Source organism: Dysgonomonas gadei ATCC BAA-286 (assembly GCF_000213555.1).
In the GTDB taxonomy this organism is placed as follows: Bacteria; Bacteroidota; Bacteroidia; order Bacteroidales; family Dysgonomonadaceae; genus Dysgonomonas; species Dysgonomonas gadei.
In genome coordinates, this window is the sequence record NZ_GL891983.1 from 233,049 (window position 1) to 249,446 (window position 16,398).

Annotated in this window: 16 protein-coding genes; 10 read left to right on the forward strand and 6 right to left on the reverse strand. The window is 40.3% G+C overall.

Features of this window, described 5'->3' with window-relative positions; translation table 11 throughout:
* The first annotated feature begins 311 nt into the window (after positions 1 to 311).
* Positions 312 to 1,574 carry a phosphoglycerate kinase gene (locus HMPREF9455_RS11070; RefSeq protein WP_006799780.1) on the forward strand — a complete coding sequence of 421 codons (1,263 nt, stop codon included), beginning with the start codon at positions 312 to 314 and terminating at the stop codon, positions 1,572 to 1,574.
* A gap of 48 nt (positions 1,575 to 1,622) precedes the next feature.
* Here the strand turns inward: HMPREF9455_RS11070 and HMPREF9455_RS11075 are convergent, their stop codons facing one another.
* A complete protein-coding gene (locus HMPREF9455_RS11075) occupies positions 1,623 to 2,348 on the reverse strand; it encodes an energy transducer TonB (RefSeq protein WP_006799781.1) in 726 nt (241 codons plus the stop codon).
* Between the two features lie 64 nt (positions 2,349 to 2,412).
* Entirely contained in the window at positions 2,413 to 3,597 is a 1,185-nt protein-coding gene (locus HMPREF9455_RS11080; protein ID WP_006799782.1) for a DUF5009 domain-containing protein, read from the reverse strand.
* Between the two features lie 479 nt (positions 3,598 to 4,076).
* Between HMPREF9455_RS11080 and HMPREF9455_RS11085 the strand changes: the two genes are divergently transcribed.
* The 8 genes from HMPREF9455_RS11085 to HMPREF9455_RS11120 all read left to right on the forward strand — a co-directional run bounded on the left by HMPREF9455_RS11085 (position 4,077) and on the right by HMPREF9455_RS11120 (position 11,571).
* A complete protein-coding gene (locus tag HMPREF9455_RS11085; RefSeq protein ID WP_006799783.1) occupies positions 4,077 to 4,385 on the forward strand; it encodes a DUF4286 family protein in 309 nt (102 codons plus the stop codon).
* Between the two features lie 2 nt (positions 4,386 to 4,387).
* The gene (gene ruvC / locus HMPREF9455_RS11090; protein WP_185095960.1) at positions 4,388 to 4,948 is read left to right on the forward strand and encodes a crossover junction endodeoxyribonuclease RuvC; all 561 of its coding nucleotides are present in this window, start codon (positions 4,388 to 4,390) and stop codon (positions 4,946 to 4,948) included.
* Between the two features lie 9 nt (positions 4,949 to 4,957).
* Positions 4,958 to 5,629 carry a lipoyl(octanoyl) transferase LipB gene (gene lipB / locus HMPREF9455_RS11095; protein ID WP_006799785.1) on the forward strand — a complete coding sequence of 224 codons (672 nt, stop codon included), beginning with the start codon at positions 4,958 to 4,960 and terminating at the stop codon, positions 5,627 to 5,629.
* Between the two features lie 101 nt (positions 5,630 to 5,730).
* Positions 5,731 to 6,675 (forward strand): Ppx/GppA phosphatase family protein, encoded by a 945-nt coding sequence (locus HMPREF9455_RS11100; protein WP_006799786.1) that lies wholly within the window; start codon positions 5,731 to 5,733, stop codon positions 6,673 to 6,675.
* Between the two features lie 75 nt (positions 6,676 to 6,750).
* On the forward strand, positions 6,751 to 7,554 hold the full coding sequence (locus HMPREF9455_RS11105; RefSeq protein ID WP_006799787.1) for a UDP-2,3-diacylglucosamine diphosphatase: 804 nt from the start codon (positions 6,751 to 6,753) through the stop codon (positions 7,552 to 7,554).
* Positions 7,551 to 8,633, forward strand: a complete 1,083-nt coding sequence (locus HMPREF9455_RS11110) for a glycosyltransferase family protein (RefSeq protein WP_006799788.1) — start codon at positions 7,551 to 7,553, stop codon at positions 8,631 to 8,633. The genes HMPREF9455_RS11105 and HMPREF9455_RS11110 overlap by 4 nt, the downstream gene beginning before the upstream one ends.
* Positions 8,633 to 10,678, forward strand: coding sequence for a polyphosphate kinase 1 (gene ppk1, locus HMPREF9455_RS11115; RefSeq protein WP_006799789.1), 2,046 nt, complete (start codon positions 8,633 to 8,635; stop codon positions 10,676 to 10,678). Before HMPREF9455_RS11110 ends, ppk1 begins: the two co-directional genes overlap by 1 nt.
* Entirely contained in the window at positions 10,675 to 11,571 is an 897-nt protein-coding gene (locus HMPREF9455_RS11120; RefSeq protein WP_006799790.1) for a Ppx/GppA phosphatase family protein, read from the forward strand. The genes ppk1 and HMPREF9455_RS11120 overlap by 4 nt, the downstream gene beginning before the upstream one ends.
* A gap of 661 nt (positions 11,572 to 12,232) precedes the next feature.
* On the opposite strand, the gene HMPREF9455_RS11125 is transcribed toward HMPREF9455_RS11120, so the two are convergent.
* Both HMPREF9455_RS11125 and HMPREF9455_RS11130 read right to left on the reverse strand, forming a co-directional pair.
* Positions 12,233 to 12,613 carry a hypothetical protein gene (locus tag HMPREF9455_RS11125; protein WP_006799792.1) on the reverse strand — a complete coding sequence of 127 codons (381 nt, stop codon included), beginning with the start codon at positions 12,611 to 12,613 and terminating at the stop codon, positions 12,233 to 12,235.
* Positions 12,614 to 12,620: 7 nt separating this feature from the next.
* Positions 12,621 to 12,809: a hypothetical protein gene (locus HMPREF9455_RS11130; protein ID WP_006799793.1), complete on the reverse strand. Its 189-nt coding sequence runs from the start codon at positions 12,807 to 12,809 to the stop codon at positions 12,621 to 12,623.
* 128 nt (positions 12,810 to 12,937) lie between these two features.
* Here HMPREF9455_RS11130 and HMPREF9455_RS20720 point away from each other — a divergent pair, with 128 nt between their 5' ends.
* On the forward strand, positions 12,938 to 13,651 hold the full coding sequence (locus HMPREF9455_RS20720; RefSeq protein WP_006799794.1) for a S24 family peptidase: 714 nt from the start codon (positions 12,938 to 12,940) through the stop codon (positions 13,649 to 13,651).
* A gap of 27 nt (positions 13,652 to 13,678) precedes the next feature.
* Here HMPREF9455_RS20720 and HMPREF9455_RS11140 read toward each other — a convergent pair whose 3' ends face one another.
* Together HMPREF9455_RS11140 and HMPREF9455_RS11145 are read right to left on the reverse strand one after the other, a co-directional pair.
* A complete protein-coding gene (locus HMPREF9455_RS11140; protein ID WP_006799795.1) occupies positions 13,679 to 14,494 on the reverse strand; it encodes an FAD:protein FMN transferase in 816 nt (271 codons plus the stop codon).
* Between the two features lie 289 nt (positions 14,495 to 14,783).
* Positions 14,784 to 16,397 carry a RagB/SusD family nutrient uptake outer membrane protein gene (locus HMPREF9455_RS11145; RefSeq protein ID WP_006799796.1) on the reverse strand — a complete coding sequence of 538 codons (1,614 nt, stop codon included), beginning with the start codon at positions 16,395 to 16,397 and terminating at the stop codon, positions 14,784 to 14,786.
* Position 16,398 lies beyond the last annotated feature (1 nt).

A 16,398-nucleotide genomic window follows, 5' to 3' on the forward strand; every position in this document is an offset into this window, starting at 1 on the left:
CGATACATTTACCGGATTTTGTATAAAATTTACTCACCGTTTTTTCTCTGTCGACACTATATTGATAAACCTTTCCTGCTTTTATACAGTTTTTGACCAGTTAATTTTACGAACATATTGCTTTTGTCAAGTCTGAGTAACAAATAACAGAGTAATGTATACTAATAAGGCAAATTTCACGATAATTTCATTTTGAAGCAAAAAATCTTCCATAGAATTTAGTATATTTGTACCGCTTTTAAGGATAGGAAATCCAAGCAAACAATATACTGATAATCAATTATATTAATTATATTTAATTACAGACAATCATGATTACAATTGACAAATTCAATTTTTCAGGAAAGAAAGCGTTCGTCAGAGTTGACTTTAATGTGCCTCTGGATGCAGATTTCAACATCACAGACGACACTCGTATCCGTGCTGCTATGCCTACACTAAAAAAAATCATAGCCGACGGTGGTAGCCCGATCATCGCATCTCACCTTGGACGCCCAAAAGGTGTAGAAGAAAAATATTCGCTGAAACATATCCTTGCTCATGTATCTAAACTTCTCGGAGTTGACGTACAATTCGCTAACGACTGTGTAGGCGAAGAAGCTGGAGTAAAAGCTGCTGCTCTTCAACCGGGCGAAGCTCTTTTGCTCGAAAACCTCCGCTTCTATGCTGAAGAAGAAGGCAAACCTCGCGGATTGGCCGAGGATGCAAGCGATGATGTTAAAGCTGCTGCAAAAAAAGCTATCAAAGAAAGCCAGAAAGAATTTACAAAGACACTTGCTTCTTATGCAGATGTATATGTAAATGACGCTTTCGGAACAGCTCACCGTGCACATGCTTCTACTGCGCTTATCGCTGATTACTTCGATGCAGAACATAAAATGTTCGGATACCTGATGCAGAAAGAAATAGACGCTGTAGAGAAAGTAATGAAAGATACCGCGCGTCCGTTCACAGCAATCATAGGTGGATCGAAAGTATCTTCTAAAATAGATATCATCGAAAACCTGCTTGACAAAGTGAACAACCTTATCATCGGCGGTGGTATGGCTTTCACATTCGAAAAAGCGAATGGTGGCAAGATCGGTAATTCTCTTTGCGAAGACGACAAACTGGAACTGGCTAAAGACATTATGGCCAAAGCTAAGGCTAACGGTGTAAACCTGGTTATCGCCAGCGATGCCAAGCTTGGCGACAAGTTTGCGAACGATGCAAATACACAATTTACTGATGCCAACAATATCCCTGACGGATGGTCTGGTTTCGACATAGGCCCTAAAGGTGAAAAAGAATTCACTGATGTAATCATGGCTTCCAAGACTATCCTTTGGAATGGTCCGGTGGGCGTATTCGAATTCGACAACTTTGCTCACGGTACAGAAACTGTTGCTAAAGCGATTGCTACTGCAACCAAAGCCGGAGCATTCTCTCTTGTTGGTGGTGGTGACTCTGTTGCTGCTGTTAACAAGTTCAACCTTGCCGATCAGGTATCTTATGTATCTACAGGTGGTGGTGCTTTGCTAGAGTTCATCGAAGGAAAAGTTCTTCCGGGAATTAAAGCTATCAGAGGATATTAATATTTCAACCTCAATATATAAAGTCCGTGCAGCAATGTGCGGACTTTTTTATTGAGACAGCCGGAATACAATTGGTATAGTATAATATACATTCACTAATTCTCCTTTATGTTTTCCCGGTATCCAGTCCGGCATTAAATTGATTACTCTGAGGGCTTCTTTATCTGTTGCAGATGAAAGGCTTCTTATTACTACAGGCTTTACAATCTTTCCTTCTTTGGTAACGATGAAACGGATTACTACCCGACCTTGAAAATCAGTTCCATCATCCACCCATTTCAGATTATCTCTCAAGAAGTTAAACATCTCCTGTTCCCCTCCGGGAAAAGACGGCATCTGATCCGCTGTATGACGTATTTCTTCACCATCTGCAACACCTTCTATTGGCAGACGAAAAATAACCGGAAGTGTAAAATCTGTATCCTTAATATTTTTCACATCTTTCTCCCATTCCCATTTAGGCATCGCCTTTATTATATCCATAACTAAACTGTCACAATCGGGATGAATACCTCTGATGATATGCACATTCGTTATACTTCCATCAGTTTTTATTGTAAATCTGGTAATAACCCGCCCTTCAGCATTAGCTTTTATAGCCGATTCCGGATACTTCTGTCTTTCCTTTATAAATTTATACATCTCCTGCTCCCCTCCGGGAAACCGGGGCATAATATCCACAGGAATATATATATTGTCTTTACCTAAACTCCCCTCCTGCGCATTAGAAAAGATGGTTACTGATATAAGAAAAAATAATAATGCTTTCTTCATAGCTTATCGAATATGAGTTACTCTATATAGATAAACCATAATGCGAAAATCCATAAAAAGAATCCTATATTTTCAGTTTCACCCCAACCTTCACCAACAATGCGGTAAGCCCGATAGTCAGCAGTGAAAATACTGCACACTTCAATAATCCGACCGGACTAACCAACAAGCTTTCCGGTAATTGCAGATTTATTAATGTAAAAATCGAATATAATAAATACGGCAGCAGATAACAGGTCAAGGTGGCTGTTCCTGCAGGCTTTATAATATCAAACCACGATGCTTTCCCTTGCATATCGGTGAGCCGGTATATAAAAGCATATGTCAGAAGGGATATTCCCAAACACAAAAACAACCATGTCGGCGTAGCCTGTATTTTAGATATAATCCAGAATGAATGTGATAAGAGTCCAAGCAGCAGAGTCCCAATACCTGCGACAAAAGTTATGACTAATTTCCGGTTCGGGTTAACTTCTGTTTCGGGACGTTTAAAAAGTAACATAAGTAACACACCTCCCATTGTAAATGCATGGAAACAACCATTCCCCGGTATTATCTCATGGAAGAATCCTAACCAATGATTAGATCCGGCCACACATAACAATATAAACAAGACAGCTGCAATCCACAAATACATCCGGTTCTTGTATAAAAACAGGTAAATGATTGCACACAGGAGATACGTCCAGCCGATAAGCCCTAAAATTCCCCACCAGCGGATTTGGAACAATCCACCCTCTCCATCTCTGTAGATTACTGCCAATACACCAAGTATAATAACCCCCAAAACTTTCAAGGCCGTAAACAAATACTTTTTGCGGCCGTCCTGTTTTGGATAAACGTTCCAGATAAGAAAGAAACCAAACAATGTCAATATAGTAAAGACAGGCTTACTTATGCCCGTTTCGTCCGCCACACCCGATTCCAGATTTACGGTAAAGAGTCCCATAACTAGCAATGCCACCGAGCGCACGACGATATGCCATAAGATCTGTTTTTTCGTCTCACCTTTCTTCATCCGGCTCTCCATAGCCAGAGGTATAGACATACCCAATATAAAAAGGAAAGAAGGAAATACGACATCCGAAAAGCCCAGCATATCTTCCGAAGCCGCCGCATGTTCCAGCCAATGGGGAACACCCGATACAGACCAGAAATCGTTGACAAAAATCATAAAAAACATCGTCAAAGCCCTGAATATATCTATCGAGGCTACCCGTACAGGTTTTGCTATAAGAGAAGAATCCATATGGTACTTGATTTATTGTTTATAAAAATAAGGATAATATTGCAAAAAGGTAACAAAGGTAACACATATTTCAGCTGATAGCCGTTAGCGTTAGCTATCGCATAAATGATTTACAGTTAGCAGTAAACAGTATTTTCACGCAGAGATGCTAAGGTGCAAAGTCCAATTCATGATTTATAACTCATAATTCATAACTTATTACCGTATTCACGTTTATTAACTATGTTTGGTTAAAACCTGACACATCTGACAGAATTTTCATCATTTCCATCTTGTTATTTTAACATTCGTTAACTATTCTTAGTTAAAAGGTAACAAAGGTTACACTTTTTTACTTATTACTTCTACCCTCCCTGTAGCCTCCCCCTGGGGAGGTTGGTGGGGTCTATCAATACTTCAAAGAGCTATCAGCTAAAGGCTATTGGCTAATATATAGATAAACTTTTCGTACTTTTGTTATAAATATAATAAACTTACAAATGATAATATTCAATACCACTTTTCATGTAGAAGACGATGTTTGCAGCGATTACATTAGCTACATGAAAGAAACATATATCCCGAAAGCTGCTACCAGCGGATTCCTGCATGAACCGCGATTCGCCCGTATTCATGCACAACATGAAGAAAGCGGCAGCAGTTATTCCCTGCAATTCAAAGTGAAAAATGTAGACACACTCAACCACTGGTTCGAGACAGAAGGTCTGGATTTACAAAAAGAAATTACGGTACGCTTCGGGAATAAAGCTTTAGGATTTGTTACAATACTGGAAGAAATCGAATTATAATGATAGAAAAGGAACGGATCATTCTGGGTATCGACCCGGGAACCCAGGTAATGGGATATGGGATTTTAAGGGTGGTGAATAACAAGCCCGAAATGCTGGCAATGGGTATACTCCAGTTGAGTAAGTATGATGACCATTACCTTAAACTTCGCCGCATCTTTGAACGCATAATAAGCCTGATTGATGAATTTCTGCCTGACGAGCTGGCTATCGAGGCTCCCTTTTTTGGAAAGAATGTGCAAAGTATGCTCAAACTCGGCCGTGCGCAGGGTGTAGCTATGGCTGCGGCTTTATCCCGGGATATTCCCATTTTTGAATACGCCCCATTGAAAATAAAAATGTCGATTACCGGAAACGGAAGGGCTGCCAAAGAGCAGGTTGCCTATATGTTACAAAACTTTTTGAAAATCCCGGATGAGAATATGCTGCCGCAGATGGATGCTACCGACGGATTAGCTGCTGCAGTTTGCCATTTTTTCCAAACAAACAATCCTTCTCAGGAAGTAAAATTTACAAGTTGGAAAGATTATATAAATAAAAATCCGTCAAAAGTAAAAAAATAGATAACTCATATGATATACGAAGACCTGAAAACGATAGAATACGGCGATGCATGGGATTACCAGCAACAGCTATTCGCAGAGGCTTTAAACTGCAAGGACAAAGGAATTCAAACTAAAAACCATCTACTGTTTTGTGAACATCCCCATACCATCACAATTGGCAAACATGGTAAACAGGAGAATTTACTCTTTCAGGAAAGTTACCTGAAAGAAAAAGGAGTATCACTTTTCCAAATAGACAGGGGAGGTGACATCACCTATCATGGTCCGGGACAACTTGTTGGTTATCCGATATTTGATCTGGAGTCTTATGATATCGGTCTCCGCCAATATATCTTTAACGTAGAGGAAATTATTATCCGCCTTCTGCAATCATATAATATCCAGTCGGAACGTCTCGATGGTGCAGCCGGCGTATGGATTGATACAACTATCCCTTCAAAAACACGGAAGATAGCTGCCATAGGAGTCCGTAGCAGCCGCTTTGTCACTATGCACGGATTTGCACTGAATGTAAATACCGATTTATCTTTTTTCTCACTCATTAATCCTTGTGGCTTTGTAGATAAAGGAGTTACCTCAATGGAGAAAGAACTGGGATATAGAATAGACATGGAAGAAGTAAAGGAAAAAACAAAAAATCTGTTTGAAGAGATCTTCATTGAAAAGACTGTTTATTAACTGTTTAACGAATTTTAGTTTCCCCACTCCAAACTTAACCGCGACTTAATCGTTTCGTAATCACCTTCTCATACTTTTGACGAAACAAAAAATGTAAAGAGATGGATATAAAACGATTGGGAGCTATCGACATTGGCTCCAACTCGGTACGTCTGCTGATTACGGATGTACTCGACTATCACGGCAAAGCAATCTTCAAAAAAGATTCCCTGATACGCATACCTTTAAAGTTAGGAGAAGACACATTCTCTACCGGATTGATCAGTGAACAGAAAAAAGAGAAACTCGCTATACTGATGCAGGCTTTCTATGGCCTGATTCAGGTAAATGATGTGGAAAAGTGGCGTATCTGCGCTACATCGGCCATCAGGGAAGCTACCAATGCGAATGAAGTACTCGATTATGTATATGCCAAATCGGGCATAGAAATCGAGATAGTGGACAGTAAAGAAGAAGCCCGCTTTATACTGACCAATAGCATAGACGAACTTCTGGAAGAAAACAGGGCATATATATACACTGATGTAGGTGGCGGCAGTACAGAAATGGTTATATTCCATCAGAATAAAGAGATTGCTACAGAGGGATTCAGATTGGGAACCTTACGCAATTTATCTCAGGAAGAGGAAAGAGCCGAATGGGAAAGGATGAAAGACTGGCTTGCCGAATACTGCAAAGACTTTGTGAAAATATCCCTGATCGGCTCAGGAGGCAATATTAATAAGCTGGACTCCCTGCTTCGCCGCTGTGGACGTATAAGACGTGAGGAACTCGTTAGTTTTTCGTGTAAACTGAGAAAGATGAGTTACGAGGAGCGTCTACTCAAATATAATATAAACCTCAACCGGGCTGACGTTCTGCTTCCGGCCATCGATATATATCTGCGAATAATGAAACTGGCGCGGGCCCTCGTCATCGAAACGCCCATAATCGGTGTGGCCGACGGCATAATCAAAGATTTATACCTGAGAAACTATATGCCGGTCTCAGCTTCCGAAGCAGATAAAGTGGAGCGATCCCAAATAACAGGAAAACAACCCGCTTAACGGTTTATTCATAAGACCTTAACAGAGCTGTCATAATATATTTATTCTTTTGTTAACGATAAAAAAAGAATAGATATGAATCAGAAAAAACATCACAAGACCATCGTTTTATCGGACATACATTTAGGTTCGAAATGGTCGAAAGCAAAAGAAGCAACAAAGTATTTGAAAGAAAATACATGTGACACGCTCATCCTGTGCGGGGACATCATAGACGGATGGCAGCTCATGCGGGGAAAAAAAGCAAAATGGAAGAAACGCCACAGCAACTTTATAAAACTATTACTGGATATTCAACACGATACGAAAATCATCTACCTGAGAGGAAATCACGATGACTTTCTCGATCGTATCCTGCCTCTCCAGTTCCAGAATATAAAGATTGTAAAAGATTACATACATACAAGCAATGGCAAGCGTTTCTATGTAATACACGGCGACGTGTTCGATATGGTTACCAGCCGTTACAGCTGGCTGTCGAAAATCGGTGATGTAGGTTATACACTCCTGATGTGGGTAAATAAATATTATAACAACAGACGTTTGAAGAAAGGTCTGCCTTATTATTCACTTTCACGTGAGGTAAAGAAAAGAGTAAAAGCATCCGTATCCTATATCAGCGACTACGAGAAGCATATTGTGGAAATAGCGCGGAAGAAGAAATGTGATGGCGTTATCTGCGGGCACATCCACCACCCTGAAAAAGCTTATTACGACGAAATATTATATCTCAACTCGGGCGACTGGGTGGAATCTTTATCCGCACTGACCGAGGATTATGAAGGAAATTGGGAAGTAGTGATGTATGCTCAGGAAGAAAAAGTGGTGGAAGTTATGAAAGAGGATAAAGTTCCCGAAAAAGTAAAATTAGCCATATGAAATACCTATTCATCGTTCAGGGAGACGGCCGCGGGCATATGACACAAGCCATAGCATTATCCGAAATACTGCGTCGCAACGGACACGAAGTAGTTGAAGTACTGATAGGGAAAAGTAAAATAAGGGAGATACCGGATTTCTTTTATGAAAAAATAGGAGCGAAAGTCCGGGTTTTCGACACACTGTCTTTTAGTTTCAAAAAAGATAAAAAACATATACACCTGCTAAAAACAATACTATACAACATTACTCCTAAAAGACTCAGAAAGTATAAGAAAAGCATAGAAAAAATACACAGGCGCATAAAGAAAAACGAGCCGGATGTTGTTGTCAATTTCTATGAAATACTGACAGGCTTTACTCACTTACGTTTCAGCTTGGATGTCCCTATTATCAACATAGGTCATCAATACCTGCTAAAACATCCGGGATATGCACATGGTAAAGGAGACGGACAGGGAATGATGTTTCTTCGCCTGCACAGCCTGCTATGCGGCGTAGGAGCTACTAAAACCCTCGCCCTGTCGTTTTACCCATTGAAAGACTATATTCCCGAACGCATTGCAGTAGTACCTCCATTATTAAGAAAAGAGGTCTTAAACCTTAAACCTACAAAGGGAGACTACATACTGGGTTATATGCTGAACCACGGTTACGAAAGCGAAGTCAGGGCATGGCATGCCAGGTATCCCGATATTAATCTGCATTTCTTCTGGGACAAAAAAGATTCTGATAAAGAACAACGCATCGACAAAAATTTAACACTTCACACGATTGATGATGAAAAATTCCTTAACTTTATGAGCGGATGTCGGGGATATGTTACCACTGCCGGATTTGAGTCGGTATGTGAAGCCCTTTACCTCGATAAACCTATAATGATGATACCGGCGCATATAGAACAAGAAGTAAATGCTGCTGATACCGCATCTTTCGGAGGAGGAGTTATCGGGAACAATTTTAATATAAGTGTGTTATTGAATTATATGGAAACGAGAGAAAAATCGGGCGATAAATTCCGTAAATGGGTAGATTCGGCTGAAGAAACCTTTCTCAGACACCTTACAACACTTGTGTAATGATAAATAACAGAGATTTAAGCTGGCTCACGTTTAATGAACGTGTATTACAGGAGGCTCAGGATAAGAGCGTACCTTTGATGCAACGGCTCCGCTTTCTGGGGATATTTTCGAACAATCAGGATGAATTTATCAAAGTGCGGGTAGCCAATATTGTACGGCTGAGCCAGATAAAAGGAAAAAAAACGCCCCGATTTTCGGGAGGATACACAGGCAGGGAACTACTGCCCCTTGTTAATGCCGGAGTATATGCCGGGCAAAAAAAGTTTGTGCATACCTATACCGAGGTTCTCGACGAAATGGAGCAACAGGGAATATATGTTATCAATGAAAAGCAATTGAGCAGGAAGCAAAAACAATTCTGCCGCGACTACTTTTCATCTGTTGTCAGCCAGCGACTGGTTCCTCTCATTTTAAAGAAAACAACTCAGATACCATTTTTGCAGGATAACAATATCTATCATGCCGTAAAGATGACCTCAGGTAAGAATTGTAAAAATCCACGGTATGCAATCATTCAGATACCCGTAAGCAGTTCATGTCCCCGGTTCATCGTACTTCCTTCCGTAAAAGACAGGAATGATATCATTTTTCTGGATGATATTATCCGGCTGTGCCTCGATGAGATATTCTTCATGTTCAATTACAAATATATATCGGCCTATACCTTCAAACTGATGCGTGACGCGCAGCTGACTCTGGACGACGACATATCGAAAAGCCTGATAGAAAAGATGGAAGACGGACTGCAAAACCGTCTGCACGGGCAACCGGTACGCCTGATCTACGATAAGGAAATGCCGGATGACCTATTAGATATAATCGCCACAAAGCTACGGCTGAAAGGCAATGAGGGACTGGATGCAGGTGGCAGATACCATCTGATGCGCGACCTGATGAAATTTCCGAAAGTCCGCCCCGATCTGGAGAGTAAAAGCCCTGAGCCCTTACAGCATCCCGATATAAAAGCATTTTCGAGTATACTGAAAGTTATAAGCAGAAAAGATATCTTGCTTAATTATCCTTATCATACGTTCAACCATTTTATCGATTTTCTCCGTGAAGCGGCTATCGACCCCAAGGTAGAAAGCATATATATAACGCTTTATCGTGTGGCAGAACGTTCGAAAGTAATAAACGCGCTGATAAATGCGGCAAAGAACGGAAAGAAAGTCGTCGTACTGCTCGAACTCCTTGCACGCTTCGATGAAGAGCAGAATGTAGAATACTCCGAGTTGCTGCAAAAGGAAGGGATAAAGGTCATACATGGCGCAAATGGACTGAAAGTACACAGCAAACTGGTACTGGTTCAGCGTAAAGACAGAGGATATGCCTATATAGGAACAGGTAATTTTAATGAATCTACCGCACAGATATATGGAGATTTCGGCTTATTCACATCCAATTCGCAAATAGTAGCTGATGCTGCGGCTGTTTTTGATTTTTTACTCAACACCCATAAACACTTCTCTTTTAAGCAACTGATGATTTCTCCTTATTACATGAGGGAACAATTTGAAACATTAATAAAGCAGGAAATAAAGAACGCCCAGAGTGGTAAAAAAGCATATATATATGCTAAATTCAATAGCCTTACCGATGAGGATATGATTAGCCTGTTATATAAAGCCAGTCAGGCCGGAGTAGAAATACGTCTGATAGTAAGAGGAGCCTGTTGCCTGCAACCTCAGGTAAAGGACCAGAGCGAAAATATCAGGGTTATAAGTATTGTAGATAAATATCTGGAGCATGCGCGACTTGCTATTTTCCACAATAATGGTGATGAAAATATATATATAATGAGTGCCGACTGGATGACCCGCAATCTTGACCGCAGGGTAGAGGTAGGCACCCCTATCCTTGATAAAAAAATAAAAGAAACTCTAAAAGAATTCTTCAATATACAGTGGTCGGATAACGAAAAAGCACGGGATCTTACCATATTTGGCAGTAACGAATATGTAGAGAAAGGAGACAATCAACCCTGCCGTTCTCAAATGGCCCTGTATGATTTTTATAAAAACCTCAATAAAGAAACCAAATGAACACCGATATATTCGCAGGTATAGATATAGGCTCCAATGCTATCCGCTTATTGATAAACAATATAGAAACTTCCGGCGCAGGTGCCGACTTTAAGAAAGTAGCCTTCTTGCGTGTCCCTATCCGACTTGGGGAAGATGTATTCACTAAAAATGAGATAAGCGCAGATAAGAAACAACGCCTGATCGACGCCATGCAAGGCTTTTCCCATATAATGAAAGCCTATGGGGTTACGGATTACAGAGCGTGTGCGACCAGCGCTATGCGTGATGCCAAGAACGGAAAAGATATAACAAATACAATCCTCGAAAAAAGCGGTATCGATATTGAAATCATTAGCGGACAGGAGGAAGCAGATATAATATATGAAGCCGGAGGCCTTAATAACCTGATGGATAAAAACCGTAGTTATCTGTATGTTGATGTAGGGGGTGGCAGTACGGAAGTAGTGGTATTCAGCAACCAGCAAAAAATAACTTCGAATTCTTTCCAGTTGGGAACTGTACGTATGCTCGTAGATGCGGTAAAAGAAGACGAGGAGCAACGATTCAAATCGTGGTTGAAAGAAATATATAAGAAATATGCTCCTCTCAGCATAATTGCTTCCGGCGGAAATATCAATAAGGTGCATAAGATGCTTGGCAAAAGGGAAAAAGAATATCTTACTTATCCCGAGTTAAAAGTATTGTACGACACCTTGAAGGATATGAGCTATGAAGAAAGGATTCAGAATTTCAAATTGAATACTTACCGTGCCGATGTTATTATCCCTGCACTTAAGATATTCATTATAGTAAGCAAAGCTTGTAAAATAGGTGAGATATATGTGCCTAAAGTGGGGCTGGTAGATGGTATTATACATCATATTTATGGGGAAAAACACAAAGCTAAATAGATATTTTTTTAAAGATAAACGACAGTAAGAATTTTTACAGTTGATTAGTAATGTTGGATTTTATCTAATGCGCCGTCCGGCTTGTTTTTCATTTTGCCTTGATGCAAAACGAAACAAAAAATCAAGGCTGCATCCCTCCGGCGACCCAACACCGCAGCTCCGGTGGGGCAAAACAATACGGAATCATTTTTAGTTGGATTATCAGCCGTGTACAGCAGCTACCGTATTTTGCCCTACACCTCCGCTTTACGGATTGGGTATCCCGCCTGCGGAATGAGGCCGTTATCGCGATGTGGCGACAGGACAGAGATTTTTCAGGCTTTAGCCCCGCGTGCGTCAGCCCTTGCGCATTAGTGACGCAGGCGGGGTACCCAATCCGTTGCAGGCGACGTAGAATCAAACGGGGCGATAGCCCGTGTGTTTGATTCAGACGGCAAAACGGTTTTGGGTCGCCGAGGAGCGGAGCGCTAGCCTTTTGGTTCGTTTTGGGCAATGCCAAAATGAACATTTAAGCGCAACGAAGTGCAGCTGAAAAGAATTGAACTATTTCACACATATTCCGTACTACAATTACCAATTCAATCATCGAGTCGCATTACGAATAAAAAAGCCGCAACAGAAATTCCGTTTGCGGCTTTCACTCAAATAAATTAATAGTGTTTCAGGTATCTCTGGTTATAGTAGAAATGGATACAATATTTTCTCCGGAATTAGTAATCACTTCTTTCCCGTTGTCTATTTGTCCGGTTAATGGATGAAAGAATACGCCTGTTTGCAGACCATCCTCTATATCATGCTGGCATATCATCAACAATGAAGCGACCTCTCCCTGTGGCAAAAAGACTTCTTTCGACCAGTTATCATCTATATACAATGTAACATAACCTGTAGAATCTTTATAAGAGACAAAGACATTGCATGACTGTTTTGAATCGATAAGCACCTTGTACTTAACAGAGATTCTCGTTTTCTTGTCTGTTGAACATGAATACGCCCCCCAAAGAAACAACGGTAGCAGCATTATATAAGATATTGCTTTCATGCTTTGCTTATTTATTTTCGCCCCATTTTACAATAGCGACCTGTTTTATCCGCTCATATGTATCTCCTTTTCTGGTCTTTAATGCATTTGTTACGGTATTTACATGAATACCTAAGGCAACAGAGACTTCCTTTTTCCATCCATGAGGTAAAAAATCCGGTAATTCTGCTTTTTGTATTATAGTCGTTTTTGCCATATGTTTTATTTTAAAAAATTCATATCTTTATGGCTTTGTGAATATTCACAAATGCAAATATACTCATTTAAGTATTCAAATACAAATAAAAATTAACTAAAATTCTCACATGAGAATATAATTATTTCATGTCTATTAATCAAAGAGTTCAGGAAATAATAGATAAACTGTTTTCAGGCAACAAAAGAGCCTTCTCTATTGCTGTCGGAATTGCTGCGACTGTCACAGAAAATATTGTGGGTACAAGAGGCACCAATCCTTCTTTTGAAGTGACCAGTAAAATAGCATCCGCAATTGAGAATCTCAATACAGAATGGTTGCTGACAGGAAAAGGTTCGATGTTTAAAACAGAAACATTAAACGAGAATGCTGTTACGGCTACAGTTTCTGAGGATGAACCTTATTACGGACAGAAATCATATCATACAGAAAAACCTTTCATCGAATCAGTCTCTCTTGTCAAAGAGAGTTTTAGCCGGACCATCAGTAGCGGCAACTGCAAGGCTATAATAATTCCATTTATAGATGATTACGACTTTTCATTACGAAACCATGGTGACAGCATGGTGAATAGGTCTGATTTGAAGAAAAGCATACATGATCAGGATATAGTGACCTGCAGATTTTGGGAAAACAACTCACATATACGCTGGGGTGAAGTATATGCTCTGGCTACAAAGCAAGGATATATCATAAAGAAAGTAGTGCCATCTGATACGAAAGGAAAAATAACCTGCATATCTTTTAACGAAGAGAAAGGATATACTGCATATGACTTATCCCTTTCCGAAATCTCTGACTGGGCTATTGTTGTGGGTGTGGTATCCGTCAATGTATGGTAGAAGTCATAATATTCACAGATACAGACATCAAAGATTAAACGATAAATATTCGTCTATCACAAAATTTGAAGTTATCGCCGGAGCCGCTTCGTCCGGCGCTATCATCAGAGAAGTTGAGAGTACTTCTGCATCAATCGCATTTATCGCCTTAACGGATACAATCTTCCGCACCTCACTATAAGTTCCGGTATGAGGGTCTAAAATATGCTTCGTATGACTTGGCATATTTCCGGAAGTGGAGAGTGTATTATCTTTCAATTCGACTATTCCCAGTGTATTCTGAGGATTATAGGGATCTTCTATTCCAATAGACCAATTATCCCCAAAGGGATGTGCGCCCAGTGCCAGCACCGAACTATTACCAAAATTTATCAATGCGCAACTGATACCTTTCGGCTGTAGGATATCCCTGATCTTCTCTAATGCATACCCTTTGACATAAGCTCCCAGATCCAATTGAATATCCTGATCTTGAAAAAAAACAGTATATCTTTTGTTGTCTAAAAGAACCTGATTGAAATCTTTCAGACTGATGTCAAAATAGCCCAGAGTCATTGCATGATACTGTCTGCAATCCACAAGCACCGACCATAATTCATCCTTCACCGAAACCGGAGAATGAACTGCCTGACGGTTAATCGAATACAATTCGCTTTCTTTATCAAATTTGTTGAACATCTTGCTCAACCGGAAAATCTCATTCTCAATTTCCACCCAGCATTGCAGCGATACATTTTTGTCCGGATGCAGAATCAGAGCATCCAGCCTGGTACCCATCACATGCATCATAGCCCCATGAAACAGATTGGAGGATTCATAAAAATTCGAATAGGAATCTGACATTATTATTAATCTTTCAAATTAAAAAAGGCTCTTTGCTTGTATAACAAAAATACTTATAACTTTTAGTTTTACAGTACGCAACTTACTTAAAGTCTCTGAATAATGAAAGAGGATATGAATTTTTTAATCATCCATTCCCCTTTCATCACTTCTCCAGAGCCTTATTCAGGCTTCATCAATCATGATAATTGAACGTTTTAAGTAGCGAGAGCAGAAGCAAAATAAATTTTGATTATGCCGAGTCACGAAAAACGACTAATGTAATTGAACGCTTCACTTATAACTTATATCAATTCCATCCCGGATTTTGTGTAAGATTTGGATTCAAATCCATCTCAGCTTGTGGTATCGGCCATAAATAGTAATGGTCAGGAAATCCTCTCTGACGAATATTTACGCCTGTAAATTCTTTCATCCACACTCCGTCCACCACATCTTTACCTATTCTCCACCTGCGAATATCAGAATACCGTTGTCCTTCCCCGCAGAGTTCGACCATTCTTTCATGACGTATTCTTTCACGCATCTGTTCTTTGTTTAAGCCTGAAGGGAGATCCGGCATACCAACCCTGTCCCTCACGTCATTGACAGCATCGTAAACAGACTGGTCCGGAGCAGCGAGGGCTTCATTCTGCGCTTCTGCATACATCAGCATCACATCAGCCAAACGGATAAGAGGAAAGTTTTGCGGCATATTAGAAGCTAGTGTGTATGTTGATCCGGTTTCTACAAATTTTCGCCACGAATAACTACCATTTTCCCACACCGGTACAAATGTATTGGGAGTTACTTTATCTACAGGGAATCTGTAAAGCAAAGGGGCGCCTGTTTTTCCAACAAATTCGGACCAAGGCACAATAATTCCTGCATGTAGACGAGGATCCCTGTTTTCAAACAATTTTCTGACAGAAGCCTCATCGTTCCAATCTGCGGCACGGTTCGGGTTAAATGTTTCTCCATTTGCATTTTTGAAATTATTAAAATCGAACGGAGTACCGTCTATCATTTCATATGCATTTACCAGTTCAGGTGTCGGACGGGTACGTTGCGAACCCTTTGTTATCCCCGACTGATTACCATAATTAAGATCTGTAGCTAACCCATGCCCTGATTCGGCTACATACTGAACATCAAAAATAACTTCGCTATTATTATTCCCTGCTACTCTGAACAAGGTATGGTAGTCGCCAAGGAGTTTCCTGTCGCTTTTCTCCATGACTTCCTTAAAGTCCGCGGCCGCTTTATCATATTGCTTTGCCCAAAGATGAGCTTTTCCTCGCATTGCCAGTGCTGCCCATTTAGTAGCGCGCCCTTTATCAGACAGGCCATAACTTTCCGGCAACAGCGAAATGGCATCTGTCATATCCTGTACAATAAACTTATACACATCATCCTCTGTATCACGAGCCTTATATCCTTCATCGATATTCATGGGATAGTCATAGATCGGAACACCTCCGAAATAATCCCATAGTTTAAAATAGAAATATCCTCTGAAAAACTTGGCTTCACCCAGACAACGATTCTTTATTATTGCATCCATACCAACGATATCGGGTATATATTTCAATGCCGTATTGGCCCTGTAAATACCTTTGTAGAATATTCCCCAGGATGTTGAATATATTCCAGCATTAGTAGGATTCACGCCGGTGGTCAAACCTGTAGCCCACGATTGGTAGGCAATATCGGTAAAATCATCCATCATGCCGTATATAACTATACTATTGACAAACTCGCGGTTAGCATGGTATAACGGATTTATGCCCTGTATTGCATCTTCCTGCGATTTCCAGTAATCCCCTTCCGACAGTCCGACCAATGAGTTACGATCCAGAAAACTATCGCTGCAAGAAGAAAGAAGACAAACAGATAGTAAGATTAATATTATTTTGTTTTTCATG